The organism is Salinispora mooreana (assembly GCF_000379065.1).
In the GTDB taxonomy this organism is placed as follows: Bacteria; Actinomycetota; Actinomycetes; order Mycobacteriales; family Micromonosporaceae; genus Micromonospora; species Micromonospora mooreana.
In genome coordinates this window covers 2,007,223-2,032,161 of record NZ_KB900614.1, presented here as the reverse complement: position 1 = coordinate 2,032,161, position 24,939 = coordinate 2,007,223, and the positions used below count along the sequence as shown (strand labels likewise).

The 24,939-nt window shown below is 72.3% G+C and carries 26 protein-coding genes; 20 read left to right on the top strand and 6 right to left on the bottom strand.

The window, feature by feature from the left end:
* The first annotated feature begins 190 nt into the window (after positions 1-190).
* From SALPAC6_RS0109735 to SALPAC6_RS0109700, 8 genes are read left to right on the top strand one after another with little or no spacing between them, the layout of a single operon-like run.
* Complete coding sequence (locus SALPAC6_RS0109735) at positions 191-1,969, top strand: HAD-IIIA family hydrolase (protein WP_026189487.1); 1,779 nt, start codon at positions 191-193, stop codon at positions 1,967-1,969.
* On the top strand, positions 1,966-2,943 hold the full coding sequence (locus tag SALPAC6_RS0109730; RefSeq protein WP_018253229.1) for a glycosyltransferase: 978 nt from the start codon (positions 1,966-1,968) through the stop codon (positions 2,941-2,943). Before SALPAC6_RS0109735 ends, SALPAC6_RS0109730 begins: the two co-directional genes overlap by 4 nt.
* Positions 2,928-4,148 (top strand): glycosyltransferase, encoded by a 1,221-nt coding sequence (locus SALPAC6_RS0109725; RefSeq protein WP_018253228.1) that lies wholly within the window; start codon positions 2,928-2,930, stop codon positions 4,146-4,148. The genes SALPAC6_RS0109730 and SALPAC6_RS0109725 overlap by 16 nt, the downstream gene beginning before the upstream one ends.
* The gene (locus SALPAC6_RS0109720; protein WP_018253227.1) at positions 4,145-4,879 is read left to right on the top strand and encodes a D-sedoheptulose-7-phosphate isomerase; all 735 of its coding nucleotides are present in this window, start codon (positions 4,145-4,147) and stop codon (positions 4,877-4,879) included. Before SALPAC6_RS0109725 ends, SALPAC6_RS0109720 begins: the two co-directional genes overlap by 4 nt.
* Complete coding sequence (locus tag SALPAC6_RS0109715) at positions 4,876-6,381, top strand: PfkB family carbohydrate kinase (protein ID WP_026189486.1); 1,506 nt, start codon at positions 4,876-4,878, stop codon at positions 6,379-6,381. Before SALPAC6_RS0109720 ends, SALPAC6_RS0109715 begins: the two co-directional genes overlap by 4 nt.
* Positions 6,378-7,064, top strand: coding sequence for an SDR family oxidoreductase (locus SALPAC6_RS0109710; RefSeq protein WP_018253225.1), 687 nt, complete (start codon positions 6,378-6,380; stop codon positions 7,062-7,064). Before SALPAC6_RS0109715 ends, SALPAC6_RS0109710 begins: the two co-directional genes overlap by 4 nt.
* Positions 7,061-8,017 carry a glycosyltransferase family 9 protein gene (locus SALPAC6_RS0109705; protein ID WP_018253224.1) on the top strand — a complete coding sequence of 319 codons (957 nt, stop codon included), beginning with the start codon at positions 7,061-7,063 and terminating at the stop codon, positions 8,015-8,017. The genes SALPAC6_RS0109710 and SALPAC6_RS0109705 overlap by 4 nt, the downstream gene beginning before the upstream one ends.
* Entirely contained in the window at positions 8,001-8,984 is a 984-nt protein-coding gene (locus tag SALPAC6_RS0109700; RefSeq protein ID WP_018253223.1) for a DNA topoisomerase IB, read from the top strand. The genes SALPAC6_RS0109705 and SALPAC6_RS0109700 overlap by 17 nt, the downstream gene beginning before the upstream one ends.
* Positions 8,985-9,068: 84 nt before the next feature.
* On the opposite strand, the gene SALPAC6_RS30745 is transcribed toward SALPAC6_RS0109700, so the two are convergent.
* The gene (locus SALPAC6_RS30745; protein WP_018253222.1) at positions 9,069-9,191 is read right to left on the bottom strand and encodes a hypothetical protein; all 123 of its coding nucleotides are present in this window, start codon (positions 9,189-9,191) and stop codon (positions 9,069-9,071) included.
* 154 nt (positions 9,192-9,345) lie between these two features.
* Here SALPAC6_RS30745 and SALPAC6_RS0109690 point away from each other — a divergent pair, with 154 nt between their 5' ends.
* Positions 9,346-10,842, top strand: a complete 1,497-nt coding sequence (locus SALPAC6_RS0109690) for a glycoside hydrolase family 3 protein (RefSeq protein WP_018253221.1) — start codon at positions 9,346-9,348, stop codon at positions 10,840-10,842.
* Between the two features lie 57 nt (positions 10,843-10,899).
* On the opposite strand, the gene SALPAC6_RS0109685 is transcribed toward SALPAC6_RS0109690, so the two are convergent.
* The gene (locus tag SALPAC6_RS0109685; protein WP_018253220.1) at positions 10,900-12,111 is read right to left on the bottom strand and encodes a cysteine desulfurase-like protein; all 1,212 of its coding nucleotides are present in this window, start codon (positions 12,109-12,111) and stop codon (positions 10,900-10,902) included.
* A gap of 71 nt (positions 12,112-12,182) precedes the next feature.
* Here SALPAC6_RS0109685 and SALPAC6_RS0109680 point away from each other — a divergent pair, with 71 nt between their 5' ends.
* The 6 genes from SALPAC6_RS0109680 to SALPAC6_RS0109655 all read left to right on the top strand — a co-directional run bounded on the left by SALPAC6_RS0109680 (position 12,183) and on the right by SALPAC6_RS0109655 (position 15,810).
* Complete coding sequence (locus SALPAC6_RS0109680) at positions 12,183-12,542, top strand: hypothetical protein (protein WP_018253219.1); 360 nt, start codon at positions 12,183-12,185, stop codon at positions 12,540-12,542.
* 222 nt (positions 12,543-12,764) lie between these two features.
* Entirely contained in the window at positions 12,765-13,964 is a 1,200-nt protein-coding gene (locus SALPAC6_RS0109675) for a mechanosensitive ion channel family protein (protein WP_018253218.1), read from the top strand.
* A gap of 314 nt (positions 13,965-14,278) precedes the next feature.
* Positions 14,279-14,734 (top strand): phage holin family protein, encoded by a 456-nt coding sequence (locus SALPAC6_RS0109670; RefSeq protein ID WP_018253217.1) that lies wholly within the window; start codon positions 14,279-14,281, stop codon positions 14,732-14,734.
* The gene (locus tag SALPAC6_RS0109665; protein WP_018253216.1) at positions 14,731-15,045 is read left to right on the top strand and encodes a DUF3618 domain-containing protein; all 315 of its coding nucleotides are present in this window, start codon (positions 14,731-14,733) and stop codon (positions 15,043-15,045) included. Before SALPAC6_RS0109670 ends, SALPAC6_RS0109665 begins: the two co-directional genes overlap by 4 nt.
* Positions 15,042-15,311, top strand: coding sequence for a DUF4235 domain-containing protein (locus SALPAC6_RS0109660; RefSeq protein WP_026189485.1), 270 nt, complete (start codon positions 15,042-15,044; stop codon positions 15,309-15,311). Before SALPAC6_RS0109665 ends, SALPAC6_RS0109660 begins: the two co-directional genes overlap by 4 nt.
* A 295-nt stretch (positions 15,312-15,606) precedes the next feature.
* Positions 15,607-15,810, top strand: coding sequence for a cold-shock protein (locus SALPAC6_RS0109655; RefSeq protein WP_011905669.1), 204 nt, complete (start codon positions 15,607-15,609; stop codon positions 15,808-15,810).
* Positions 15,811-15,931: 121 nt separating this feature from the next.
* Here SALPAC6_RS0109655 and SALPAC6_RS0109650 read toward each other — a convergent pair whose 3' ends face one another.
* Both SALPAC6_RS0109650 and SALPAC6_RS0109645 read right to left on the bottom strand, forming a co-directional pair.
* Positions 15,932-16,171 carry a hypothetical protein gene (locus SALPAC6_RS0109650; RefSeq protein WP_018253214.1) on the bottom strand — a complete coding sequence of 80 codons (240 nt, stop codon included), beginning with the start codon at positions 16,169-16,171 and terminating at the stop codon, positions 15,932-15,934.
* Positions 16,165-17,148 (bottom strand): aldo/keto reductase, encoded by a 984-nt coding sequence (locus SALPAC6_RS0109645; RefSeq protein ID WP_018253213.1) that lies wholly within the window; start codon positions 17,146-17,148, stop codon positions 16,165-16,167. Before SALPAC6_RS0109645 ends, SALPAC6_RS0109650 begins: the two co-directional genes overlap by 7 nt.
* A gap of 82 nt (positions 17,149-17,230) precedes the next feature.
* Between SALPAC6_RS0109645 and SALPAC6_RS0109640 the strand changes: the two genes are divergently transcribed.
* Together SALPAC6_RS0109640 and SALPAC6_RS0109635 are read left to right on the top strand one after the other, a co-directional pair.
* The gene (locus SALPAC6_RS0109640) at positions 17,231-18,025 is read left to right on the top strand and encodes a trans-aconitate 2-methyltransferase (protein WP_018253212.1); all 795 of its coding nucleotides are present in this window, start codon (positions 17,231-17,233) and stop codon (positions 18,023-18,025) included.
* Positions 18,022-19,044: an adenosine deaminase gene (locus tag SALPAC6_RS0109635; RefSeq protein ID WP_018253211.1), complete on the top strand. Its 1,023-nt coding sequence runs from the start codon at positions 18,022-18,024 to the stop codon at positions 19,042-19,044. Before SALPAC6_RS0109640 ends, SALPAC6_RS0109635 begins: the two co-directional genes overlap by 4 nt.
* Positions 19,045-19,246: 202 nt before the next feature.
* Here SALPAC6_RS0109635 and SALPAC6_RS0109630 read toward each other — a convergent pair whose 3' ends face one another.
* Together SALPAC6_RS0109630 and SALPAC6_RS0109625 are read right to left on the bottom strand one after the other, a co-directional pair.
* Positions 19,247-20,314, bottom strand: a complete 1,068-nt coding sequence (locus SALPAC6_RS0109630) for a HAMP domain-containing sensor histidine kinase (protein WP_018253210.1) — start codon at positions 20,312-20,314, stop codon at positions 19,247-19,249.
* A 29-nt stretch (positions 20,315-20,343) separates the two neighbouring features.
* On the bottom strand, positions 20,344-21,033 hold the full coding sequence (locus SALPAC6_RS0109625; protein ID WP_018253209.1) for a response regulator transcription factor: 690 nt from the start codon (positions 21,031-21,033) through the stop codon (positions 20,344-20,346).
* 73 nt (positions 21,034-21,106) lie between these two features.
* Between SALPAC6_RS0109625 and SALPAC6_RS0109620 the strand changes: the two genes are divergently transcribed.
* The 3 genes from SALPAC6_RS0109620 (at position 21,107) to SALPAC6_RS0109610 (ending at position 24,829) form a co-directional block, all read left to right on the top strand.
* Positions 21,107-22,027, top strand: coding sequence for an ADP-ribosylglycohydrolase family protein (locus tag SALPAC6_RS0109620; RefSeq protein ID WP_018253208.1), 921 nt, complete (start codon positions 21,107-21,109; stop codon positions 22,025-22,027).
* Between the two features lie 123 nt (positions 22,028-22,150).
* Positions 22,151-24,166 (top strand): threonine--tRNA ligase, encoded by a 2,016-nt coding sequence (gene thrS / locus SALPAC6_RS0109615; RefSeq protein ID WP_026189483.1) that lies wholly within the window; start codon positions 22,151-22,153, stop codon positions 24,164-24,166.
* 150 nt (positions 24,167-24,316) lie between these two features.
* Positions 24,317-24,829, top strand: coding sequence for an HIT family protein (locus tag SALPAC6_RS0109610; RefSeq protein ID WP_080636150.1), 513 nt, complete (start codon positions 24,317-24,319; stop codon positions 24,827-24,829).
* Positions 24,830-24,939 lie beyond the last annotated feature (110 nt).

The window sequence follows — 24,939 nt, the reverse complement described above, 5'->3', positions numbered from 1 at the left end:
GCCGGGCACATTCTGCCCGAACGCTGGGGACGCACCGAGCCGGCGCGCGGGGGCGACCGGCGGCCGGGTTAGCTTCTCGGGGGCGGCGGGTAAGTCCACGGCGGGGCGGAGACCGAGTCAGGTCATCGCGCCCGCGCCGGCGGCGTCGGCGCTGAGGTTTACTCCCCGGGGCGCCGGGAACCCGCCGGCCGTGCCACAGGTGGAGCCGGATCAGCGCAGGTCGGCCCGGGTAGTAGCCCGCTCCGGCCGGGTTGGTGGAGCTCCCCGCCTCTTTGATGCGGTGCTGCTGGATCGGGATGGCACCCTCATTGAGGACGTGCCGTACAACGGGGACCCGGAGCGGGTACGGCCGATGCCGGGGGCGCGGGCGGCGCTGGATGAGCTCCGTACGGCGGGCCTGCGGCTGGCGGTGGTGACGAACCAGTCCGGGCTGGCCAAGGGGCTCTTCACCCGGGCGCAGCTGCGGGCCGTGCACGCCCGCGTCGAGGAGCTGCTCGGCCCGTTCGATGCCTGGCTGGTCTGCCCGCACGACGATGAGGACCGGTGCGGCTGCCGCAAACCCGCGCCCAAAATGATTCACTCCGCCGCCCGCCGGCTCGGCACCACACCGCGACAGTGCGTGTTGATCGGTGACATCGGCCGCGATGTCACCGCTGCCCTGGCGGCCGGCGCCCAGGCCGTGTTGGTGCCCACGCCGCTGACCCGACCAGCCGAGACCAGCGCCGCTCCGTGGGTCGCCGCGGATCTGTCGACCGCGGTAGCCGAGATTCTTCGTCGGCAGACCGCGATTGCCCCGGCCGCCCACCGGCCCGCCGCTGCCTCCGCGGCCGTGCCGTCCGTGGCCGCTGCTGGGTCTGCACCGACACTGGTCACGGCCGGGCCGGCCCGGCGGTCGCGCGCGAGCGGAGGCGCCGGAACAGTTCTTGTCGTTCGCTCCGACTCGGCTGGTGACGTCGTCGTTACCGGCCCGGGTATTCGGGCTGTCGCCGCCCACGCGCACCGAGTCGTTCTGTTGTGCGGACCGCGGGGTCGCGCCGCCGCCGACCTCCTACCCGGCGTGGACACCGTCGTCGTGCACCAACTGCCCTGGATCGATCCCGCGCCCGCACCGGTCACCGGGCCGGACATCGCCACGCTGACCGCCACCCTCGCCGCCGTCAATGCCGACGAGGCGGTCATCTTCACCAGCTACCACCAGTCTCCCCTGCCCCTGGCACTGCTGCTGCGCACGGTCGGCGTCGCGCGTATCAGCGCGATCAGCGACGACTATCCCGGGAGCCTGCTCGACATCCGCCACCGCGTTCCGGTCGGCGTCCCCGAGCCCGAACGCGCACTCTCGCTCGCCGCCGCCGCCGGCTACCCCCTACCTCCCGACGATGAACCGGCCCTGCGGCTGCGGCCCGTGCCGCCGCCGCCCGCGCGGGCGGGCGCACCGGGCTATGTGGTGCTGCACCCCGGCTCGGCGGCGCAGTCCCGGGGGCTGCCACCGGACCTGGCAGTGGAGATCGTTCGGACGCTGGTCACCGCGGGCCACCGGGTCGTGGTCACCGGCGGTCCGGACGAGGTGGCGCTGACCGCCCAGGTGGCCGGCGGACTCGCCGCTGACCTTGGTGGCAGGACCGAGCTGGCCGACCTGGCCGCGACCGTCGCCGGTGCCGCCGCGGTGATCGTCGGCAACACCGGTCCGGCCCACCTCGCCGCCGCGTACGGCGTCCCGGTGGTCAGCCTCTTCGCCCCGACCGTCCCGTTCGGTCAGTGGGGACCGTGGCGGGTGCCGACCGTGCGGCTCGGCGATCCGGACGCCCCCTGCCGGGGCACCCGCGCCGCCACCTGCCCGGTGCCCGGCCACCCGTGCCTGAGCCGGATCTGGCCCGAGGAGGTGCTGACCGCGCTGACCCTGCTCGGCGTGGCGCCGTCCCGACCGCCGAGGTCGGCGGGGGCCACCGCGTTGGCGCGGAGCGGCCGATGAACATCCTGCTCTGGCATGTGCACGGTTCCTGGACGACATCGTTCGTCCACGGCAAGCATCGCTACCTGGTGCCGGTCACCCCCAACCGGGGCCCGGACGGCCGGGGCCGGGCCCGTACCTACCCGTGGCCGGAGAACGCGGTCGAGATCACCCCGTCGGAGTTGGCCACCGCCGAGGTGGACCTGATCCTGCTGCAACGCCCCGAGGAAGAGGCCTTGGCCACCGAGTGGCTGGGCCGCCGGCCGGGCCGCGACATTCCGGCGATCTACGTCGAGCACAACACCCCGAAGGACGGTGCGGTACCGAACAGCCGACACCCGATGGCCGACCGCGACGACCTGTTGATCGCTCACGTGACCGGCTTCAACCAGCTCTACTGGGACACCGGTGGCACCCGAACCACCGTGGTGGACCACGGGATCGTGCCGCCGACGGTCGACTACAGCGGCGAGCTGGAGCGGCTCGCAGTGGTGATCAACGAGCCGATTCGCCGGTGGCGGGTCACCGGTACCGACCTGCTGCCCCGGTTCGCCGAGATCGCCCCGCTGGACGTGTTCGGCCTGAAGGTGACCGGGCTTGCCGACCGGCTTGGACTGCCCGCCGACCGCGTGACCAGTCACGACGACCTGCCCCAGGCGCGGATGCACGCCGAGTTGGCCCGGCGGCGGGCATACCTGCACCTGTGCCGCTGGACATCGCTCGGGCTGAGTCTGATCGAGGCGATGACGATCGGTATGCCGGTCGTCGCGCTCGCCGCCACCGAGGCGGTGATGGCGGTGCCGCCCGGGGCCGGCGCCCTCGCCACCCGGGTGGACGACCTGCTCACCGCCACCGGTCAGTTGCTGGCCGACCCGGCGAGCGCCCGCCGGGCGGGGGCTGTCGCCCGCCGTGCCGCCCGCGACCGGTACGGCCTTGACCGTTTCCTCACCAACTGGGACCGGCTGCTGGAGGAGGAAGTATGCGGATCGCGATGATCTCGGAACACGCCAGCCCGCTCGCGGTCCTCGGCGGGGAGGACGCCGGCGGCCAGAACACGCACGTCGCCGAGCTCTCCGCGGCGCTCGCCGCGGCCGGCCACGAGGTCCGGGTCTACACCCGCTGGGACGCCGTTGACCTGCCGGGAACGGTTCGCTGCCCGGACGGGTACGAGGTGGTCCATGTCCCGGCGGGACCGGCCGAGCCGGTGGCCAAGGACGCCCTGCTGCCACACATGCGGGAGTTCAGCCGCTGGCTGACGGAACGGTGGCGTGGCGATCAGTGGACCCCGGAGGTGGTCCACGCGCACTTCTGGATGAGCGGCCTCGCCGCGCTCGCCGCCGGCCGCCGGACCGGTGTGCCGGTGGTGCAGACCTACCACGCGCTCGGCGTGGTGAAGCGGCGACACCAGGGCGTACAGGACACCAGTCCGGCCCGGCGCATCGGGTACGAGCGGCAACTCGGCCGTTCGGTGGACCGGGTGATCGCCCAGTGCCAGGACGAGGTCGGCGAGTTGGTGCGGATGGGGGTGCCCCGGTCGCGGCTGACGGTCGTCCCCTCCGGAGTCAACCTCCGTACCTTCGCCCCGCTGGGTCCGGCCGCCGACCGTGACGACGGCCGCCCCCGCATTCTCACCGTGGGGCGGCTGGTCGAGCGGAAGGGCTTCCAGACCGTGGTCCGGGCGATGGGACACGTGCCGGAGGCGGAGTGCGTGGTGGTCGGCGGCCCGCCGGCCGGACTCCTCGAAACCGACCCGTACGCGGGCCGGCTCCGCGCCTTGGCGCACTCCTGTGGGGTGGCTGACCGGGTCAGGCTGGCCGGCGCGGTGCCCCGGGAGGAGATGGGCCACTGGTACCGGTCCGCGGACCTGCTGGTGGCCGCGCCGTGGTACGAGCCGTTCGGGCTGACCCCGCTCGAGGCGATGGCGTGCGGCGTGCCGGTGGTGGGGACCGCGGTCGGGGGGATCCGGGACACGGTGGTGGATGGGGTGACCGGTGACCTCGTACCCGCCCGGGACCCCCGGGCGCTCGGTACCGCGATCCAGCGACTGCTCGACGACCGGATCCGTCGGTTCCGCTACGCGGCGGCGGCGCTGGACCGGGCCCGGGAGCGCTATGCGTGGGCGGCTACGGCGGAGCGGCTGGTGGAGGTCTATGGCGAGGTGGCGGCCGTCGGCCGAGCGACCCGGGTGGTAGCCGGATGACCCCGGCTCGATCGCTGCTGGAGGAGCACCTGGCGGGCCTCACCGCCGCGCTGCCGTCGTATCGCCGGGCGGCCCGGCGACTCCCCGCCTGGGGAGCCGAGCTCGCCCGTACCCTCGCTGGTGGTGGTCGACTTCTGGTGGCCGGCAACGGCGGAAGCGCCGCCGAGGCGCAACACCTCACCGCCGAACTCGTCGGCAAACTTCGCGCCGACCGCCAGCCCTTCTCCGCCATCGCCCTGCACGCCGAGACCAGCGCCCTCACCGCCATCGGTAACGACTACGGCTACGACCAGGTCTTCGCCCGTCAGGTGCACGCCCACGGCCGCCCCGGGGACATCCTCCTGCTGCTGTCCACCAGTGGCCAGAGCCGGAACCTCCTGCAGGCCGCGCAGGCCGCCCACCAGGTCGGCCTGCGCTGCTGGGCGCTGACCGGCCCGGCCCCCAATCCGCTGGCCGACCTCTGCCACGAGGCCCTCGCCGTCCCCGCGCCGGACGGGCAGATCGTCCAGGAGCTGCACCTGGTCACCAGTCACCTGCTCTGCGAGTACGCCGAGCAGGCGCTGCCGATGGTCCTGGCCGCCACCGCGGGTACGCCGGCGGCGGGGATGCCGGTGACCGACCTGGAAGCCGAGGTGCCGGCCGACCTGCCGGCGGCCGGACCGGTACGGACCGGGGTTGAGGTGGTCCCGGAGGACGGGCAGCAGGTCGAGGGGATGAGGAGGTACGTGTGAGGGGACCCGTGGTGGTGGTCGGCGACACCCTGCTCGACCGGGACGTGGAGGGGGCGGTGAACCGGCTCTGTCCGGACTCGCCGGTGCCGGTGCTCGACGAGACCTCGTCCGCCGACCGGCCGGGCGGTGCCGGCCTGGCCGCGATGTTCGCGGCAGCGGCGCCAGACACCGAGGTCGTCCTGGTGACCGCCCTGGCCGACGATGCCGGTGCCGCCCGGCTCAGCTCGCTTCTCGCCGCGGCCGGCGTCGAGGTGTATGCGCTCGGGCTGGCCGGCGGGACTCCGGAGAAGGTCCGGTTGCGGTCGCAGGGCCGGGTCCTGCTGCGCCATGACCGCGGCGGTGCCGTCGGTGAGCCCAGCCCCCCGGTCGAGGCGGTGCTGCGAGTCATCGCCGGGGCGGCCACCGTGCTGGTCAGTGACTACGGCCGCGGCGTGGCCGGGCAGCCCGCACTGCGGGCGGCGTTGGCCGGCACCCGGGCACCGGTGGTCTGGGATCCGCATCCCCGGGGGCCGGCCGCGGTGCCCGGAGTGCACCTGGCCACACCCAACGAGTCCGAGGTGCGGGAGCTGGCGAAGGTGCCGCCGGGCGAGACTCGGCTGGTGACCGCGTCGCGGGGCGCGCTGGAGTTGCGTCAGCGGTGGCGGGCGCGGGCCGTCGCGGTGACGATGGGCGGGGAGGGCGCGCTCCTCTGTCACGCCGGGCCGACGCCGCTGATCGTGCCCGCGGTCTCCTCAGCGGACGGGGATACCTGCGGTGCGGGGGATCGGTTCGCGGCCACCGCCGCCATCGCCCTGGCCCGGGGTGCGTTGGTCTCCGAGGCGGTGCAGGAGGCGGTCGTCGAGGCGTGTGCGTACGTGGCGGGCGGGGGAGTGGCGAGCATGCTGCCGTCACCGGTTGTGCCGTTGCCATCAGTGCTGCCGGGTGTCCCGGCCGAGCGGGTCGGCGTGGCGGCTGCCGCCACCGTCGTCTCCGAGGTACGCGCCGCCGGCGGCACCGTCGTCGCGACCGGCGGTTGCTTTGACCTGCTGCACGCGGGGCACGTGGCGACCTTGCAGGCCGCCCGCCACCTCGGCGACTGCCTGGTGGTCTGCCTCAACTCCGACGCCAGCGTCGCGGCGTTGAAGGGTCCGGACCGGCCGGTGATGCCGCAGGGCGACCGGAGTCGCCTCCTCGCCGCCCTGGGCTGCGTCGATGCGGTCATGGTCTTTGACGATCCGACGCCGCAGGCGGCCCTGACCTGGCTCCGGCCGGATATCTGGGTCAAGGGGGGCGACTATGCCACCGGTGGCGGCGAACCAGAGCTGCCGGAGGCGGAGCTGGTGCGGCGGTGGGGCGGGCACACCGTGGTGGTGCCGTACCTGGACGGGCGCTCGACCACCGACATGATCGCGGCTGCGCACCAGCGGGGTGGTGCCAGCGCCACCACATCGGCGGCAACCGCGGTGCTGCGCGGAGACCCACCATCCGGGGTGGCAACCCATCGGTCGGCGGGGATCCGATGAACGCCGGGTACACGGTCCTGGTGACCGGTGGGTCGAGCGGGCTGGGCGCGGCGGTGGTCTCGGCGGTGGCCGAGGCGGGTGGGCGGCCGCTGGTGTTGGACCGGCAGCCCCCGGCGGAGGGGGTGCCGTGGGCGGCGTGCGATCTGGCCGACACCCGGGCGGCCGAGGCCGCCACCCGGGAACTCGCCGAGGACAACGGCGGCCTGGATGCCGTGGTGACGGCGGCCGGGATGGATGTACCGGGTCGGCTGGCCGACCTGCCGGGGGAGGTCTGGGACCGGATCGTCACGGTAGACCTGCTCGCCACCGCCGCCGTCATCCGGGCGGCACTGCCGTTCCTCGAGACGACTCGGGGCCGGATCGTCACCGTCGCCTCGACGTTGGGGGTCAAGGCGGTCAGCGACGCGACGGCGTACTGTGCGGCGAAGTTCGGGGTGGTCGGATTCACCCGCTCCCTCGCCGCCGAGCTCGCCGGCCGGGTCGGCGTGACCCTGCTCATTCCCGGTGGCATGCGCACCGCCTTCTTCGATGACCGGGACCCGCAGTACCGGCCTGGGCCGGACGCGATCCTCAACGACCCCGCGGACACCGCCGCCGCCGTCCTGGTCGCCCTGACCCAACCCGCTGGCTGTGCCGTCCGGGAGTTGGTGGTCTGCGCCGAACAGGAGTCCTCCTACCCGTGATCTTGATCCTTCGTGCGCTGGGCCTCGGCGACCTCGCCACCGCCGTGCCGGCCCTGCGTGCCCTGCGGGTCCGTTACCCCGACGAGCGCCTGGTCCTGCTTGCCCCGCGCTGGTTGGCCCCGCTGGTTGACCTGATCGGCGGTATTGACGAACTGGTCGACACCGCCGACCTGTCTCACCTTCGGTGGCACGGCCCCGCCCCCGACCTGGCGGTTAACCTGCACGGCCGCGGGCCAGAGTCGCACCGTCTGCTGGTCGGCACCCGTCCCCGTCGGCTGTTCGCCTTCGCCAACCGGGCCGCCGGGCACCACGATGGCCCCTCCTGGCGGGCCGACGAGCACGAGGTCCGTCGGTGGTGCCGCCTCCTGGATTGGCACGGTGTTCCGACCGACCCGACTGACCTGGGTCTGCGCCGGCCAGCACCGGGTCGGACCCCGACCGGGGTGACGGTGCTGCATCCGGGCTCGAAGATCCCGGGCAAACGCTGGCCGGTGGAGCGGTTCGCGGCTCTCGGCCGCCAGCTCGCCGGCACCGGCCATGAGATCGTCATCACCGGCGATGCCACTGAGCAACCCCTCGCCCGCCGGGTCGCGCAACTCGCCGGGTTGCCCGGGCACACCGTACGAGCGGGCCGTACCGACCTGCGCCACCTCGCCGGCCTGGTCGCCCACGCCCGCCTGCTGGTCAGTGGTGACACCGGCATCGCCCACCTCGCCACCGCCTACGGCACTCCCTCGGTGGTTCTCTTCGGTCCCCACTCGCCGGCCCAGTGGGGGCCACCACCCGAACGGACGTGGCATCGGAGCCTCGGGGCGGACGGCGGCGGGGACTGTCCCGACCGGGACGGGGCGGGGCCCCATCCGACGCTGGCGGCGATCAACGTCGACCAGGTGCTGGTCGCCGTGGCCGAGGTGGAGCGGATGGTACGGACGACCGGTGCGGCTGCGGCGTAGTGACCCGGGCCGGCCCGGCTACCGGCGCCGCCGGCGCGGCCGGGGCTGGGGGTTCTGTGATCCGGCCGGCGAGCCGGTCCGCGACCCGGATCAACTGGCCCGCCTGCGTGACCTCGTCATCCCGCCGGCCTGGCAGGACGTGTGGATCTCGCCGTATCCGAACGGGCATATCCAGGCCACCGGAGTTGACGCTGCTGGTCGCCGACAGTACCTGTATCACCCGGAGTGGCGGCGCAAGCGGGACGAGGCGAAGTTTGACCACGTGCTCGAGGTGGCCCGGCGGTTGCCCCGGTTGCGCGAGCGCGTCGCGGCGGACCTCGACGGTCGGGGACTGAGCCGAGATCGGGTGCTGGCCACTGTGGCTCGGCTGTTGGATCTGGGTGCCTTCCGGGTGGGCAGCGAACGGTACGCGGCCGGCGACGATCCGACGTTCGGGGTGTCCACCCTGCGTCCGGAGCATGCCCACTCCCGTCGTGGCTGCATGGTCCTCGAGTTTCCGGCGAAGGGCGGCGTCGAACAGGTTCGGTGGATCGAGGACCCGGTGCTGTGCCAGGTGCTGGCCAACCTGCGGCGTCGCCGCCGCGCCGCGGCTCGGCTCTTCGGTTACTGGGACGGCCGGCACTGGCGGGACGTGCGCCGAGACGATGTCAACGGGTACCTGCGGGTGGCCAGCGGTGGTGAGATGACCGCGAAGGACTTCCGGACCTGGCACGCCACGGTCCTGGCGGCCACCGGGCTGGCCGCTGCTGGCGGAGAGCGGTCGGTGACCGCTCGCCGCCGCGCGGTGGCCGCGGTCATGCGTGAGGTGGCGGGGTTGCTCGGGAACACGCCGACGGTGGCCCGCACGTCCTATGTTGACCCCCGGGTCGTCGACCTCTACCACGACGGTGTGCTGGCACCGGTTGGTCGGTGGATGCCCCGCGAGGATGCCGAGCGGGGGGTCCTCGAACTGCTGGCCGAGGCCTGAGCGATATCGATCGTCTGCGAGTCGGGGGCGGCCGCCCGGGCCGTGTCGGCGGTAGGGGTGGACCAGTGGCGAATCGGGGCGCGCTCAGCGGCGAAACATCGCTCGGATCGCGGCGAGCAGCAGTAGGCCGCCCACCACCACGCCGAGGAGGCGTACGCCGGGGATGTCGGCCGGGCCCGTCGCCTCGGCCAGGATTTCGGAGTCCATCCCTGAACTCTCCCGGGCCAGCCGCCCTCCAGCAACTGTTAAGTTTATTGACTATTAATGTGGGTGATGTGACCATGGCAAAGCGCCGCCGCCGGGCGCAGAGACGGGGTAGGGACATGACCGATTGGAGTGCCGAGGGGCCAGAGGTGGCGGTGTGAGCACACGTGCGGCGCACCTTGCATCCCTGGCTGCCACCGTCCTTCAGCCGGGCTTCATTGGTGCCACCGCCCCGTCCTGGGTGCGCCGTTGGTTGGGGGAGGGTCTCGGCGCGGTGGTGCTCTTCGCCCGCAACGTGGTCGACTCGGAGCAGGTAGCCGCGCTGACCGCGACGCTGCGCGCGGAGCGGCCGGACGTCATCGTGGCCATCGACGAGGAAGCCGGTGACGTGACCCGGATCGAGTCGGGTCTCGGCAGTTCCCGTCCCGGCAACCTTGCCCTCGGCGTGGTTGACGATCCGCTCCTGACCGAGGCGGTGGCCAACGACCTCGGTGCGGAGCTGGCGGCGCTCGGGATCACGCTGAACTACGCGCCGGATGCCGATGTCAATTCCAATCCGGACAACCCGGTGATCGGAGTCCGTTCCTTCGGTGCGGATCCGAACCTGACCGCCCGGCACACCGCCGCCTGGGTGCGGGGCCTACAAGCCGGCGGCGTCGCGGCCTGCGCCAAACACTTCCCCGGGCACGGTGACACTCAGGTCGACTCCCATCACGGCCTGCCCCGGATCGCCGGCGATCGGCGCCGCCTGGACGCGGTGGAGCTGACCCCGTTTCGCGCCGCGCTCTCCGCTGGCGTGCAGGCAGTCATGACCGGCCACCTGTTGGTACCCGCGCTGGACCCAGACCTACCGGCCACCCTGAGCCGCCGGATCCTCACCGGCCTGCTCCGGGAGGAGTTGGGCTTCGCCGGGGTCGTGGTGACCGACGCGGTGGAGATGCGCGCGGTCGCCGACCGGTACGGCTTCACCGGCGCCGCGGTACGGGCTCTGGCCGCCGGGGCCGACGCCATCTGCGTCGGTGGCGAGCACGTCGACGAGGATGCAGCTCGGCGGCTGCGGGACGCGATCGTGACCGCCGTTGCTGCGGGCGAACTGGCTGAGGAACGCCTCGTCGAGGCGGCCAAGCGGGTGGACCAACTCGCCGCCGCCACCGCCGCCCGCCAGGCCGGCCGGCCCACCCGCCCAGCGGCCGACAGCGGCTCGGCGGTGGGGTTCGCTGCCGCCCGCCGGGCCATCCGGGTAACGACGGCCGGTGCCGGTCTGGGCGCGCTGCCGCTGGCCGGCCCCGCCCACGTGGTCGAGTTCGCACCGCCCCACAACCTCGCGATCGGCGTGGAGACACCGTGGGGCGTCGGCGCGCCCCTGGCAGCTCTGCTGCCGGGCACCACCACCGTCCGGTACGTAGAGGCCGAGGTGCCCCCGGACCTCACCACCGGGGCCGGTGGTCGCCACCTCGTCCTCGTTGTCCGTGACCTGCACCGACACCCGTGGATGCGGGCGGCCGTGACGCGCGCTCTGGTCGGCCGCCCGGACGCCGTCGTCGTCGAGTTGGGCGTACCCGAGCTGGTCACCGGGGCGGTGCACGTCGCCACCCACGGCGCGACCCGCGCCGGCAGCCGGGCCGCGGCGGAGCTGCTGACCGGGATCGGCTGATCACGGGCCGCGAGGGGCCTCCTGACGGGACCGCTGACCCGCGCGGGCCGTACGGAGTCAGCGGCCGGGGGAGAGCCTCGCCACCTCGTCGAGCAGACGATCCACTTCGCTGCGGGTGTTGTAGTGATACAAGCTGACGCGTACCGCCCCGCCGCTGTCCCGTAACCCCAACGTCTGGAAGTACTCGTAGGCGTAGTAGTCACCGGCGGAAAGGCAGAACCCCGTCGCGCCGAGCGCCGTCTGGGTTTCCGCCGGAGACTGGCCGGCCAGCCGGAACGAGACCGTGGGGCAGCGCCGGGCCGGCGAGCCGAGCACGGTGACCCCGGGCAGGTTGGCCAGACCGTCGAGCAGCCGGTCCAACAGCCCCTCCTCGTACGCACGGGCCGCGCTCAGACTGCTCCGCAGCCGCTCCCGCCGGCTCCCGGTGGCGGTCGCATCCAGCCCGGCGAGGTGGTCCACGGCGACGGCCACCCCAGCCAGCAGCGGAAAACTGGGCGTGCCGTACTCGAACCGATCGGGTACGGAGTCGGCGGAGGGGCGCAGCTTCGCCGGGCGCAGGTGCTCCCAGCACGCCGGATCCGCCGCCACCGCCGCCAGGTGTGGGCCAGACCACTTGTAGGCGCTGGTGACCAGGAAGTCGGCGCCCAACGCGGTGCGGTCGGTCGGGCCGTGCGGCACCGAGTGCACACCGTCCACGCAGACCAGCGCTCCGACGGCGTGGGCTGCCTTGGCGATCGCCGTCACGTCGGGCATCGTGCCGATCGCATTGCTGGCGGCGGTGACCGCCACCAGCCGGGTCCGTTCGTTGACCAGCTCGGGGTACTGACCGGCCGGCAGCTCGCCGGTGTGCGGCTCGAACTCCGCCCACCGCACGGTTGCGCCCGCCGCCCCGGCTGCCTGGATCCACGGTCGGACGTTGGCGTCGTGGTCGAGTCGGGACACCACCACCTCGTCCCCCGGTCGCCAGGTTGACCCGAGGGCGCGGGCCAGGGTGTAGGTGAGCGCGGTCGCGCTCGGGCCCAGCACCACCCCCTCCGGATCCGCGCCGAGCAGGTCGGCCAGGGCCGTACGGGCGGCGGTCACCAGCTCCAGCGAGCGTCGGCCGGGAAGGTTGCCGCTGCTGCGGTTGCCCAGTGCCGTACCCATCGCTTCGGTCACCGCGGCGATCACCGGTGCGGCGGTCTGGGTGCCTCCGGCACCGTCGAAATGGACGTGCCCCTCAGCCAGGGCGGGATACGCGGCCCGAGTGCGGGCGATGTCGAACGGCATGAGCGGACCCTAACCCGCGCTGCCGAAGTCGGCGGAGAGTCGGTGCGGCGGTCGTCTCGTACCCTTGGGCCGTGACGAACCGACGCGTTCCCCTCCCCCCGAAAACCCCCCGTCGGGCCGCCGGCCTCCTCGTCGGTCTGGCGCTCGGTGCCGCCGTGCTGGCCGGCTGCGGCTCCGCCGAGGGGGTCTCCACCGACTGTGGGCTGGACGGCTGCACGGTCACCTTCGACCGCGAGACCAACGCCGAGGCCAGCATCCTCGGCGTCCAGGCCACGTTGATCGGCGCCCAGGACGACCAGGTGACCGTCGAGGTCGCCGGCGAGCAGCTCACCCTCACCACCGGGCAGCCGGCCGCCGAGGTCGGCGGGCTCTCGGTCACGCTGGAGAACGTCACCGCCGATCAGGTCACCATTCGGGTGGCGCAGGGCTGAGGGGGTTTGAGCCGCGGCGTCGTCGGGGCCACTGCCGAGGATGTGACGTACGGTAGCTCCGGGCAGGTGCTATCGGCGTCGTCGTCCCGGCATCCCCCTCGGTGCCTTCTACCTCCTCCGCTGCCGTGACCAGAAGGTCTGAACTGGTCGGCCTGGCCGATCGCCGGCACCATTGGGCCTTCGCCGGGCGTCCTGACGCCCGGCTGGTGAGGAGGAGAGACCGTGCAGAGCTACCTTGGGACGATCATCGCCGCGCTTGCCGCCGCGGCGAGCGCCCTGTTAGTGGTCGGCGTCACGCACCGGATAACCCGGCGGCTCGGCCAGCGTTCACTGCTGTTGACCGGGCTGGCCCAGCACGCGCACCGCGCGTTCCAGGTGGCGGCGACCATCCTCGCCGTGCAGTTCGCCGTGCGGTTCACCACCGGCTACGCGACCGGCACCAGCTGGCGTCAGGCCCTGCTGCACATCCTGGTGCTCGGGGTGATCGCCGCCACCGCCTGGCTGGTCGCCGCGTTGCTGGTGGTGGTCGAGGACACCGCGCTCGCCCGGTTCCAGGTCGAGGTGGCGGACAACCGGCACCGCCGGATTCGCACCCAGGTGGTGCTCCTGCGCCGGTTGACCATCGCGGTGGTTGTCATCCTGGCGCTCGGCGTGATGCTGATGACGTTCCCCGAGGTCCGCGGGATCGGTGCCGGAGTGCTGACCAGCGCTGGTGTGGTCGGTGTGGTGGCGGCGTTGGCTGCGCAGAGTCTGCTGGGCAACGTCTTCGCCGGCCTCCAGCTCGCCTTCAGTGACGCCGTACGCCTCGGCGACGTGGTGGTCGTGGACGGGGAGTGGGGTCGGATCGAGGAGCTGACCCTCAGCTATGTGGTGTTGCGCATCTGGGACGACCGCCGGTTGATCCTGCCCACGTCGTACTTCACCAGCAAGCCGTTCCAGAACTGGACCCGGAGTGAGGCCGCGGTGCTCGGCACCGCCGAGTTCGATGTCGACTGGTCGATCTCGGTGCAGGTGATGCGAGAGGAGCTACGTCGCCTGGCGGAGAGCAGCGAGCTGTGGGACGGCAGAGTCTGCGTGTTGCAGGTGATTGACGCGACCGGCGGCATGATCAAAGTGCGCGCGTTGGTCAGCGCGGCGAACGCCGGCGACCTCTGGGACCTGCGCTGCCTGGTCCGTGAGCACCTGGTTGCCTGGGTGTGGAAGCAGCGGCCGACCGCCATGCCCCGAATGCGGGCCGAGGTTGGTGACTCCGGGGGCGGCCAGCCGTGGCAGTGGTCCGTGCCCCGCCGCCCGCCCCAGGCGGGCCTGCTCGCCGACGGTGCCGGGTCTGACGATGCGCGGATCTTCGGCGGCAGCGAGGATGGCACCGCCCGCAGCGAGGCCTTCGTCGGCCCCGACGAGCCGGCCGACTCCCGCCGCTGACCGCCTCCGTCCTGCTGTTGACCGGCCTCGCCCCGCCGTTGACCGCCTTCGTTCCGCTGGCGGAACGGTCCGGAGTGACGGGGCTTGCGACGGGCATCCGCCGCGATCGTCGGCTGCGCCGTTTGACCGGGGGAGTTAGCGTGATGTGGTCGGGCGGGGGACGTTGGGCCGAGTGCGGCAACGTTTGGAACGGCGTGGTGTGGGGACCTGCTGCGCGACCCCTGGCCTGCGCCGCGCGTTGACGAGGGCGGGCGACGGATCGACGGACGGCTCCCCGGGGGCATGCAGCGCGGTGACGAGGAGAGAAGGAAAGCATGGCTGACGTGGCGAACGCCCGCCCACCCCAGGCTGGGAACGAGCCGTCCACCGCCGAACTGGTGCAGCGGGCCACCGAGCAGGTCTCCCGGCTGGTCCGCGACGAGTTGGCGCTGGCCCGCGCGGAGCTGACTCAGAAGGGGAAGCACGCCGGGATCGGCATCGGCCTCTTCGGCGGCGCCGGGGTGCTGGCGCTGTACGGGCTCGGTGCGCTCGCGGCGACCGTGATCCTGTTGCTCGCCCTGGTCCTGCCCGCCTGGGTGGCCGCCCTGATCGTCGCGGTGGTGCTCTTCGTCGCCGCCGGGGCCCTCGCCCTGGCCGGCAAGAAGCAGGTCACCCGGGCGGTCCCGCCGGTGCCGGTGAGCACGGTGCGCAGCGTCCGGGCGGATGTCGACACCGTCACCGCGGCGGTGAAGGATGGGAAGGCCGCGGCGCAGGACGGGAGGCAGGCATGACGGGTAACGGGCGGGCCAGCGGGGACACCGAGGCCCTCCGCGAGGAGATCCGGCGGACCCGGGTCGAACTCAGCGAGACCATGGAGGCGCTGGCCGCCAAGGCCGATGTGAAGAAGCGGCTGCGTTCCTCGGCCGAGCAGGCGAAGGAGCGGATGCGGGAGCAGGCGACCGCGGCGGCGGCCCGGGTGCGCGGGCGGGCCCGGCCGCGCGGTGAACGGGTCCACGGCAGTCCGGTGCCGTTCACCGCGCTGGCTGCGGGCGCGGTGGCCGCCGCCGTCGTACTGATGATCGTCCGGGGGAGGCGTCGGTGAGTAGAGAGTTGGGAAAGGCCGCGTACAAGCCGGTTGGCATTCTGTTGGGTTTCGCCGCCGGTGCCGCTGCGGGGGCCATCTTCGAACAGGTGTGGAAGGTGGCGGGTGCTGGCGCGGCGCCGAGCGCCACCGACGAGGAACGCGGTTGGGGCGAGATCCTGGCCGCGGCGGCGTTGCAGGGGGCGATCTTCGCGGTTGTCCGGGCGGCGGTGGACCGGGGTGGGGCGGTGGGGATGCGCCGGATGACCGGCAACTGGCCGAAGTGATCTCGGCATGGTTGAGGTGGCACCCGCCGAAATTTGACGACGTGGGGCCTTTCCGTCGGTTTGCGGGGGGCCGGCCGGGCCGATCTTTGGCATCCGACAGGTCACATGTCAGAGAATTTCGTCCGGTAGGCTGTGCAGAGTTTTTGCGTACGTGGTTTGCTGTTCCACGCTGTTGAAGAGATGGCGTGGGTTGAGAGAAGTCTCCTTCATCGGGGGCCGCCTCAGGCGCCGCTGCTCGAAAACGGCCAACCGGCCGCACGGCGTGCTCGGCCGCCAGTTTTAGAAGGAGATACACATGGCGCAGGGAACCGTGAAGTGGTTCAACGCTGACAAGGGCTTCGGCTTCATCACCGTCGATGGCGGGGGTGCTGACGTGTTCGTCCACTTCTCGGCCATCCAGACCAGCGGCTACCGCACGCTGGAGGAGAACCAGCGGGTGGAGTTCGAGATCGCCCAGGGTCAGAAGGGTCCGCAGGCCGAGCAGGTCCGCCCCCTCTGAGCTACGCCGACCGGCGCACCGCCGGTCAGTGGCTGATCCGGCTCGCCCGGATCGACACGAGCCCCGCATCCCGTTTCGGGATGCGGGGCCTCGTCGTTTCCGGGTTCGGTTCGCGTGGGGCTCAGCCGCGGCGGGCGCGGAGGCCGAGCCAGAGCGAGGCCAACCCGAGGAGCGCGAGCGGCGGACCGGCGACGGCCCAGATCCGGACGTCGGTCATCACGCTGCCCTCGATGTATCCCAGCCCCTGCACGGTCCAGAGGGCACCAAGCACCACGGCTAGCAGCCCGAGTGCCAGCGCCAGCCAGCCCCGCAGCGCGAATTCGCGTTCTCGCCCGTCGGGGGCGCCCGTCCCGTTCACCACCGGTCGTGCACCTGCGGCCGGACCAGGTCGTCGTACACGTCGGCGACGACCGCGCGTTCCTGGTCGGAGAGGGCCTGCTGGCCGGCGCTCTCGGCGTTTCGCTGGGCCTGGGTCACATCGCGGGCACCGGGGATCACCACCGTCACCCCAGGTTGGTCGATCACCCAGCGCAGCGCGAACTGCGCCATCGTCCGCTCCGTGCCCACCAGCGGCGCGAGCCGGCGGACAGCGGCCAGGCCGAGGGTGAGGTCGACGCCGGCGAAGGTCTCCCCGACGTCGAACGCCTGGCCCTGCCGGTTGTAGGTGCGGTGGTCGTCCGGGGCGAAGGTGGTGTGTTCGTCGTACCTGCCGGAGAGCAACCCACTGGCCAGCGGTACCCGGGCGATGATGCCGACGCCGGCCTCGGCAGCAGCCGGTAGGACCCGCTCCAGGGGTTTGTGGCGTAGCGCGTTGAGAATGATCTGGACGCTGGCCACTCCGGGCCGAGCGATTGCGGTGAGCGCCTCCGCACAGGTCTCCACACTCACGCCGTATCCGGCGATCCGTTCCTCGGCGACCAGCGTGTCGAGAGCGTCGAAGACCGCGTCGTCGGCGAAGACCGGGGTCGGTGGGCAGTGCAGCTGCACCAGGTCGAGGGTGTCGACCCCGAGGTTCCTCCGGGACCGGTCGGTCCACTCGCGGAAGTGGGCGAGGGTGTACGCCTCGGGCCGCTGCTCCACCCGCCGGCCCATCTTCGTCGCGACGGTGAGGCCGGCGTCGGGCCTGGTGCGCAGGAACCGGCCGATCAGCGTCTCGCTGCGCCCGTCGCCGTAGACATCGGCGGTGTCGAGGAAGGAGACCCCGGAGTCGACGGCGGCGGCGAGGACGCGCAGGGCCGCCTCCTCGCTGACGGTGCCCCAGTCGGCTCCGAGCTGCCAGGTGCCGAGGCCGACCACGCCGACGGCGCGGTCCAGTCGGGGAAAGGTGCGCTGCTCCATGCGGTGAGCCTAGTGATTCGGGTTGGGTCCGGACTATGGTGGGCCGTAATTTAACAAGACGTACGTACGGTTTGGAGAAGTTGTGTGGGATCCGACAACATACCTGCGCTACAGCGACGAACGGGCCCGACCGTTTCACGACCTGCTCGCCCGGGTGCCCACCGCCCGACCCCGGGCGGTGGTCGACCTCGGCTGCGGGCCCGGCACACTGACCACGACTCTCGCCGAACGGTGGCCCGACAGCCGGGTCGCCGGCGTCGACGCCGCACCGGAGATGATTGGCCGGGCCGCCAAGCTGGACAGCCCGGTGGAGTTCGCCGTCGCCGACGTCCGACACTGGCGCCCCGGCCGGGATCAGGACGTGGTCATCAGCAACGCACTGCTCCAGTGGGTACCCGAGCACCGGGACCTGCTCACTCGCTGGGCTCGGGAGCTGCCGGCCGGCGCCGTCCTCGCGGTGCAGGTGCCGGGCAACTTCGACGCGCCGTCGCACCAGGCACTGCGGACTGTGGCCAACCGCCCGGCCTGGCGTACGACGCTCGGCCCGCTGCTGCGCGCTGCGCCCGTGGACGACGCGGTCGGCTACGCCCGGCTGCTGGCCGCCGAGGGTTGCGCGGTGGACGCTTGGGAGACTAGCTACGTGCACCTGCTCCCGGCCCCGGCCGACGCCGACCATCCGGTGCTGAGCTGGATGGAGGGGACCGCGCTGCGTCCGGTGCGCGCCGCGCTCGACCCCACCGACTGGGCCGCCTTTCGGAGGGAACTGGGCGTGCGGCTCGCCGAGGCGTACCCGGTGCAGCAGGGCCAGGTGTGCTTTCCGTTCCGCCGCGTCTTCTTCGTTGCCCGTACCGCCGCCCGCGTAGAGGAGAACCTGTGACCGACCTGTCCACCTTCATCGCCGGCCTGCCCAAGGTTGAGTTGCACGTGCACCACGTTGGCTCCGCCTCGCCCCAGATCGTCGCCGAGTTGGCCGCCCGGCACGAGGGGCGCAGCCCGGTCCCGGCCGACCCGGCGGCCCTCGCCGACTACTTCGCCTTCCGTGACTTCGCGCACTTCGTCGAGGTCTACCTGAGCGTGGTGGACCTGATCCGGGACCAGGAGGATGTCTGGCTCCTCACCCACGAGGTGGCCCGGGAGTTGGCCCGTCAGCAGGTCCGCTACGCGGAGCTGACGATCACCCCGTACTCGCACGTGCATCGTGGCATTCCCGCGCCGGCGTTCTGCGAGGCGATCGAGGACGCCCGCAAACGGGCAGCGGCCGACTTCGGTATCGAGCTGCGCTGGTGCTTCGACATCCCGGGTGAAGCCGGCCTGCCGGCGGCCGAGGAGACCCTGCGGGTCAGCCTGGACGAGCGCCCCGATGGTCTGATCAGTTTCGGGTTGGGCGGCCCGGAGGTCGGTGTGCCCCGACCCCAGTTCAAGCCGTACTTCGATCAGGCCCGGGCAGCCGGCCTTCGGTCCGTGCCGCACGCGGGGGAGACCACCGGGGCGCAGACCGTCTGGGCCGCGCTGCGCGACCTGGGCGCCGAACGACTCGGGCACGGCATCTCGGCGGTCGAAGACCCGGAGCTGCTCGAGTTCCTGGCCGAGCGGCAGCTTGCCCTGGAGGTGTGCCCGACCTCCAATGTCCGCACCCGCGCGGTGGCTCGCATCGAGGAGCACCCGCTGCCCCGGTTGGTCGAGGCCGGGCTGTTGGTCACGATCAACTCCGATGATCCGCCGATGTTCGGCACCACCCTCAACGACGAGTATGCGGTGGCCGCCCGGCTGCTCGACCTCGGCCCGCAGGGCATCGCCGCGCTGGCCCGCAACGCGGTGACCGCGTCCTTCCTCGACCCGGCGAGCAAGCAGCGGATTGCTGAGGAGATCGACGCCTACCTGGCGAACGCGTCCTGAAAGGGGGGTGCGCGCGGCGGGGAAGAGGGGGGAACGGGTCCCGCCGCGCGCACGGCTCCACCGGTCTTGGCCGCCTGAGCGGCGGGCCGGTGAAGTGGTGGGTTCGCCCCCCGATCATGGCAGGCGCCCGTTGGCGTGGCGCCGGTGTTAAGCGGGATCTAAGGAGAACTTACGCCCGGGCACAGCTCGGGTAACTCAGCGATCACCCCGGGCGGTACCGGTTCCAGCGTCGGCCGCTGTCGGCGTGGTCGCGGGCCTCCCGGCTCCTCCGCCCCACCAGGCCGAACCGGTTGACCTGCCGGGGTGTCGCCTCCGGGTCGGCCAGCAGCATCACCACGCTCGCCCCACCCAGTCCGGCGCGGTCGATGCTGACCGAGCCGTTGGCCTGCACCGCGACCCGCTTCACGATGTCCAGGCCGAGCCCGGTCGAGCCACGGTCGCTGGCACCCCGGCGCAGCGCCCGGTCCGGGTCTGCGACACCTGGCCCGGCATCGTCGATCCGGATGGCGACGTATCCGTCCCGCCGCGAGACCGCTACCTCGAACGCCGTTCCCTGGGATGTGTAACGGAACACGTTGCCGATCACCGCGTCCAGCGCGGCGGCCAGCTCCGCCCGCGGCACCGGCGCCGGGATACGCAGCTGCGCTCCGGTGACCCGGAACGGCCGGTTCTGGTCGCCGGCCAGCGCGGACCAGAACCGCATCCGTTCCCGGACCACCTCGCTGACGTCGCAGCTACCCGGCGCGGTCTCCTGCGTGGCCGCCTTTCGGGTCGTTTTGATCAACTGATCGACCTCGTCCTCCAGCGTGGCGATCGCCTGTCGGATCCGCCGGACTCCACGCCGACGATCCAGCTCCGCCTCGCTGAAGATCCCGATGCTGGTGTCGTCTGGGTCCAGCGCCTCGGCGTCCAGCCGAAGCGCGGTCAAGGGCGTGCGTAGCCGGTGGGACAGGTCGGCCACCAGTTCCCGTTCGTCTGCGCGGGTGGCGACGAGATGCTCGGCCATCCGGTTGAACGCGTGTCCGGCCGCGACCAACTCTCGTGGACCGCTCGGCTCCACCCGGACGTGGAGATCGCCCGCGCCGAGGGCCAGCGCTCCCTGTGCCAGGTCCCGGGCCGCGTGCACCGTGCGGGCCGCCACGCGATCCACCACCACCACCGCGGTGGCGATCAGCGTCGCCCCCACGCCGACCGGAAGCCACCACGGGCTCCCGTCGCCGAGACCGGTGGCCGACAGCACCAGGAACGTGAGGGCCGTGAGCGTGCACATACCCGCCACGACCAGGGTCAGTGACCACCTCAGTCGGGCGCTACCAGTCGGAGGCCCACCCCCCGCACGGTGCGTAGGTAGCGTGGCTTCGCCGCGGTCTCGCCCATCTTGCGACGCAGCCAGTAGAGGTGAACGTCGATGGTCTGGTCCTCGCCGACCGACGGTTGTCGCCATACCTCCTCCAAGAGTTCCCGGCGCGACACTACCCGGCCCGGTCGTGCGGCCAGGTACGCCAGCAGGTCGAACTCCTTGCGGGTCAGCGCCAACGGCTCCCCGTCCAGCTCGGCGCCGCGTTCGCCGACGTCGATGCGGAGCCCACCAACCTCGTACACCGCGGGCTGGACCGTCCGGCTGGCCCGACCGGCCCGCCGCAGCACGGTCGTGATCCGAGCGTCCAGGTGCGCACCGGTGAACGGCTTGATCATGTAGTCGTCGGCGCCGGCGCGCAGCAGCCGGACAACCGACTGTTCATCGTCGCGCGCGGTGGCGATGATGATCGGGATATCGGTGATACCCCGCAGCATCCGTAGGGCGTCGGAGCCGTCGAGGTCGGGCAGGCCCAGGTCGAGTACGACGAGGTCGGGTGTCTCCGCCGCCACGCGCCGCAGGGCTTCCAGGGCGGTGCCAACGGCGTGCACGGCGTGCCCCCGGCCGGTGAGGGAGCGCAGCATCGCGCCGCGGACGATGTGATCGTCTTCGACCAGAAGCACGGTGGCCACCCCAAGACGGTACTCGGCGCGGCAAGGTGGTCGCGTTGCGGCATCGCGGTGAAACCGGCAAGCTGGTAAAACGATGTCCTTCACCCTCTTCGCTGACACGAGACTCGCGCTCGCCCGGGACGCGTTGACCGGGTTGTCGGTCGGTGACGCGCTCGGCTCCCAGTTCTTCGTCCCCGGCCGCCATCCGGCCGACCTGGCCGCCGGCCGGCTCCCGCCGTCCCCGTGGGCCTGGACCGACGACACCGAGATGGCCTGCTCGATCGTCGCCGCGCTCGCCGAGACCGGGCGGATCGACCGGGACGCGCTCGCCCTGGCCTTCGCCGAGCGGTGCGAGCCATACCGGGGCTATGGTCCAGGGGCGGTCGGCATTCTGCGGCTGATCCGCACCGGCACCCCGTGGCCGGTGGCCGCGGCCTCCGCCTTCGCCGGGCAGGGCTCCTGCGGCAACGGCGCCGCGATGCGGGTCGGGCCGCTCGGGGCGTACTTCGCTGACTCGAGCAGCCGCGCGGCGGCCCAGGCTCGCGCCTCGGCCGAGGTGACCCACGCTCACCCGGAGGGCATCGCGGGTGCCGTGGCGGTGGCCGTGGCGGCGTCGCTCGCCGCCCGGGGTCGGCTGGACGGCCATCGCCCGGAGCCCGCGCGACTGCTCGCCGGAGTGGCCGCCGCGCTGGACTCGACGAGCGAGGTGTACCGGGGGATCCGGCGGGCCGCCGGTCTGCTCGGCCGCCAACCGGAGGTGGCCGTCGCCGAACTCGGCAACGGGTCGCGGGTCACCGCGCCGGACACCATCGCCTTCACCTGCTGGGTCGCCGCCAGTCACCTCGACGACTACCCGGCGGCCGTGCGGGTCTGCGTCGAGGCGGGCGGGGATGTGGACACCACCGCGGCGATCGTCGGCGCGATCGTCGCCGGGTACACCGGCGTCGGCACGTCAGCCGGAGTGCCGGCCGGGTGGCTGGCCGCCCGCGAGCCGCTGCCGGACTGGCTGCCCTGAGCGGTGGCGGCCCGGGAGCCGCGCCGCCACCGCCGCGAACCCCGCCAACACCGGTGGCGGATGCCGGGCGGGTGGACCGATAGCATCGGCAGCGAGTCGTACCGTCTGCCCTGAGGAGTCACCGTGTCCGCACCCCGTAACCCCGTCGTGGCCGACCCCGTCGTCGTGGCCGCCGGGACGACGGCGGCCGACGCGGTCGCGGCGGCCGGACTGCCAATGACCGGTCGCAGCGCGGTCGTGGTGGTGCGGGACCCACAGGGCCAGCTTCGCGACCTGGACTGGGTTCCGGAGCAGGAGACCGTGGTCGAGCCGGTGGGCATCGACACCCCGGACGGCCTGGCCGTGCTGCGGCACTCCACGGCCCACGTACTCGCCCAGGCCGTGCAGGATCTCTTCCCCGAGGCGAAGCTGGGCATCGGTCCGCCGATCGAGAACGGCTTCTACTACGACTTCGCGGTTGACCAGCCGTTCCAGCCCGCGGACCTGACGAAGCTGGAAAAGCGGATGCAGGAGATCATCAAGTCCGGACAGCGGTTCCGCCGTCGCCGCTTTCGGGACCGGGACGAGGCCCGCGGTGAACTCGCGGCCGAGCCGTTCAAGCTGGAGCTGATTGAGCTCAAGGGCGACGGGCTGGACTCCTCCCAGGTGATGGAGGTCGGCGGCGGGGAACTGACCAGCTACGACAATCTCGCCGCCGACGCGGACAAGGTCTGCTGGTCGGACCTGTGCCGCGGGCCGCACCTGCCGAACACCCGCCTGATCGGGGCGTTCAAGCTGATGCGGTCGGCCGCCGCGTACTGGCGTGGCTCGGAGAAGAACCCACAGCTACAGCGGGTGTACGGCACCGCGTGGCCGACCCGGGACGAGCAGAAGGCGTACCTGCGGTTGCTGGAGGAGGCCGCCCGGCGGGACCACCGCAAGCTCGGCGCCGACCTCGACCTGTTCAGCTTCCCCGACGAGGTCGGCTCCGGCCTGCCGGTGTTCCACCCCAAGGGCGGCGTGCTCAAGCGGACGATGGAGGACTACGTCCGGTCCCGGCACGTCGAGGAGGGTTTCGACTACGTCGGCACCCCGCACATTTCGAAGGAAGGCCTCTTCCACACCTCGGGCCACCTGCCGTACTACGCCGACGGGATGTTCCCGCCCATGCAGTTCGAAGGGGCGGACTACTACCTCAAGGCGATGAACTGCCCGATGCACAACCTGATCTATCGGTCGCGCGGGCGGTCCTACCGGGAACTGCCGATGCGGCTCTTCGAGTTCGGCTCGGTCTACCGGTACGAGAAGTCCGGCGTCATCCACGGGTTGACCCGGGTGCGTGGCTTCACCCAGGATGACTCGCACTCCTACTGCACCAAGGAGCAGGCGCCAGCGGAGATCAAGCACCTGCTGGCCTTCGTGCTCGGGCTCCTGCAGGACTTCGGCATCACCGATTTCTTCCTGGAGCTGTCCACCCGGGACGACACCAAGCCGGACAAGTTCGTCGGCTCCGCCGAGGACTGGGCGACAGCGACGGCGGTGCTGGAGCAGTGTGCCCGGGACACCGGGCTCGAGCTGGTGCCGGACCCGGGGGGCGCGGCCTTCTACGGCCCGAAGATCTCGGTCCAGGCCAAGGACGCCATCGGTCGTACCTGGCAGATGTCGACGATTCAGTACGACTTCAACCAGCCGGCGGGCTTCGGGCTGGAGTACCAGGCAGCCGACGGCAGCCGGCAGCAGCCGATCATGATTCACTGCGCGAAGTTCGGCTCGATCGAGCGTTTCATCGGCGTGCTCACCGAGCATTACGCCGGAGCGTTCCCGGCCTGGCTGGCGCCGGTGCAGGTGGTCGGCATCCCGATCCGGGCAGAGCACACCGAGTATCTGGACGGCTTCGTCGCCGCGCTGCGCGCCGCGGGAGTCCGGGCCCAGGTCGACGCCGGTGACGACCGGATGCAGAAGAAGATCCGCACCGCCCAGCAGCAGAAGATTCCGTTCATGGTGATCGCTGGCGACGACGATGTGGCGGCGGGCACCGTGTCGTTCCGCTACCGGGACGGCTCCCAGCGCAACGGGGTGCCGGCGGCTGAGGCGGTCAACCACGTCCTCGACGTGGTCAACTCCCGCGCCAACCAGGGGCCCTCGGCTGCCGAGGGGTGACGGGCGCGCGAGCCGGCGCGAAGGCCCTCGACGCGGAGTACCCGGCCTGCCCGTCGGGCTGGTCGGGTACGGCGAGCTTCGGCCCATTCGGTGCGGGGCCGTAGGATCGCTGCTGTGACTGGGGCGGAGGAACACACCGACAGCGACGCTATGGCCGACGGACTGGACCGGCTCTGGACGCCCCATCGGATGACCTACATCTCCGGCGGGGACCGGCCCGAGGGCGGGTACGAGCGGCCGGGCGGCTGCCCCTTCTGTCTCGCCCCGCAGCGGTCGGAGCCGGAGAACCTGGTTGTGGCGCGCGGCGAGCACGTGTTCGTGGTGCTCAACCTGTACCCGTACAACCCGGGGCACCTGTTGGTCTGCCCCTACCGGCACGTTGCCGACTACACCGACCTCGACGACCGGGAGACGGCGGAGCTGGCCGCCGTCACCCAGACCGCGATGCGCGTCATCCGTAGGGTCAGCAGTGCCCATGGCTTCAACCTCGGGATGAACCAGGGCGGGGTCGCCGGCGCCGGTATCGCCGCGCACCTGCACCAGCACGTGGTGCCCCGATGGGGCGGTGACGCTAACTTCATGCCGGTGATCGGCCGGACCAAGGTCCTGCCGCAGCTGCTCGGCGACACCCGGGCGTTGCTGGCCAGCGCCTGGCCCTCCTGAATCCGCGATCGCGCGGCGCCGGCCACCACCCCGGGATCTCCTCGATCCGCTCCGGTCGCCGGTCGGCAGGGGCGACGTCACCGGCCCGCCGGCGGACCGAAGGCGGTGAC